Source organism: Atopobium sp. BS2 (assembly GCF_000565075.1).
Lineage (GTDB): Bacteria > Actinomycetota > Coriobacteriia > Coriobacteriales > Atopobiaceae > Lancefieldella.
Genome location: NZ_JDFG01000032.1, coordinates 1 through 1,579, shown reverse-complemented (window position 1 = coordinate 1,579; position 1,579 = coordinate 1). Strand labels below are relative to the sequence as shown.

Genomic DNA, 1,579 nt, shown 5'->3' with positions numbered 1-1,579 from the left:
ACTTTGAAGCAACTGAAGAAACATGGAGTATGAGCAGTATTTCTGCTGTTCAAAATGGTAATAAAGTTACAGTTAAACCTGTTTTAACTGGTGTTGTCACAGGCGCAACCTTTACCTTTGGCTATACAGCTCCAGATGGTTCTTGGACAACTGTTGCGTATAAGACCACTGATACTTCAATTTCTTTTGTTCCTCCTATGACTGGTAATTATGTTTTGTACCTTAAGGCCATTTCATCTGATGGACAGGAAATTACACGTCAGATGAACTTTGAAGCAACTGAAGGAACAGTTACCGGTTGGAAGCAAGTTGCTAACGGATGGATGTATACAGACGACAATGGCTTCAGGTATACAGATCGTTGGCTTCACGACGCCGATGGCTGGCACTATTTTGGTGCTCAAGGAATTGCAGCTTCTGGTTGGATTACTACTGCAGATGGTAAGACGTTCTATGCAGATCCATCATCTACTCACAATGCTGTAAAGCTTGGTCAATTTACGGTCCAAAATAGGGACTATTACGCCGACATTAACTTCGGTGTCATTAAAGACGGCTGGGTAAATTATGGTGACGGTAATTGGGCGTGGGCCAACCCAGACGGTTCTCTCTACGCTGGTTGGAAGCTGCTTCCAAATGGCAAGACCTGGTACTTTGATCCAACTACAAATGAGCACGCTGCACTCATTGGCCTGCAGGCAATTAATGGGTCATATTATTACTTTGATTTGGGCTATGGTCTGCTGCGCAACCAAGACATCACGCTTTCAGATGGTCGTGTTGTACATGCAGATGCAAGCGGTGTCCTTAACATCAAACCTACTGATACCAATAACGGTAGAGGTGGAAACGTTGACGGCAATAACGGTGGAGATAATAGAGACGCTAACAACACTCCAGCTGATGACGGTTCTCCAATTGAGCCAACTCGCGGTAATTTCTCTGATCGTACCAGCGTTCTTGGAGCTCCTCTTGTCTCTAAAGAGGACCTCCAAAGAGATTTCAACAAGCGCGTCGGTTCTGCTTATCCAGCTGTTTATGCCGAGAAGGGCGCTGCAACAGGAACCGATTTTGTCAACCAGCTGTGGCAGGCTGCAATTGACGAGGGAGTTCGCCCAGAGCTTCTTTATGCACAGGTCATGATTGAGACGGGTAACCTCCGCTTTGGAGGCGATGTCCTTCCTGAACAGTGCAACTTTGGTGGTCTTGGTGCAACCGGAAACGGTGAGCGCGGACTCTCGTTCGATACCGTTCTTAAGGGACTTCGTGCACAGGCACTACATCTTCGTGCATACGCAGGTTATGAGCCACTGACAGTTGATTCAAGTAAGGCTAGAGACGTTGACCCTCGCTATGGCGCATGGATTCTTGCTAAGAAGGCTAACATTATCCGTAAGCTTGCTGGTACGTGGGCAATGGATAAGAACTACGCTGTTAAGCTTGTCCGTGTAATGAACGAGCTATAAGCCAGACTACTTGCAACAATGTCTTCGAAAAAGGAGCTCCGAGAAATGATGTGACCCCCAAAAGTTAGACTTTTATAGCGTAGCAGTTTATATGGCTGCTACGTTATTTTTAT

The 1,579-nt window shown here is 46.0% G+C and carries 1 protein-coding gene; it reads left to right on the top strand.

Annotated elements, in window-relative coordinates; translation table 11 throughout:
* Positions 1–1,466: glucosaminidase domain-containing protein (locus tag HMPREF1492_RS03765; protein ID WP_232215612.1), on the top strand; the 1,466-nt coding region annotated here is incomplete at its 5' end.
* Between the last annotated feature and the right edge of the window lie 113 nt (positions 1,467–1,579).